This window comes from Psychrobacter sp. CAL346-MNA-CIBAN-0220 (genome assembly GCF_040309805.1).
Classification (GTDB): domain Bacteria; phylum Pseudomonadota; class Gammaproteobacteria; order Pseudomonadales; family Moraxellaceae; genus Psychrobacter.
Map to the genome: position 1 here is coordinate 1 of NZ_JBEOPF010000341.1, position 268 is coordinate 268.

Genomic DNA, 268 nt, shown 5'->3' on the forward strand with positions numbered 1-268 from the left:
TTATTGTTGTTTTCAGTATTTATGAATAACTTTTGGATAAGTGTATCGGTTACTAATAAAGAATTAAGCTCATTCATCAGGCAGGATTGCTGAAGGGGGAATTGACAGTTTTTCGCTGCTTTGCTAAATGCCATAGCGTTAATATAACCCTCAAAATGAAGACGACTCGGTTTTTTGATGTTGCTCGCTTGCATATCGGCTAAAAACTCAGTACAAAAATTATCGTTACAATTTAGTGGGTTTGGAACAATCTCAGTTACCATAATAT

The 268-nt window shown here is 34.7% G+C and carries 1 protein-coding gene; it reads right to left on the minus strand.

What is annotated here, in order from left to right:
• Positions 1–268 (minus strand): hypothetical protein (locus AAEY88_RS13900; RefSeq protein ID WP_350563324.1); only part of this gene is annotated, 268 nt, incomplete at both ends.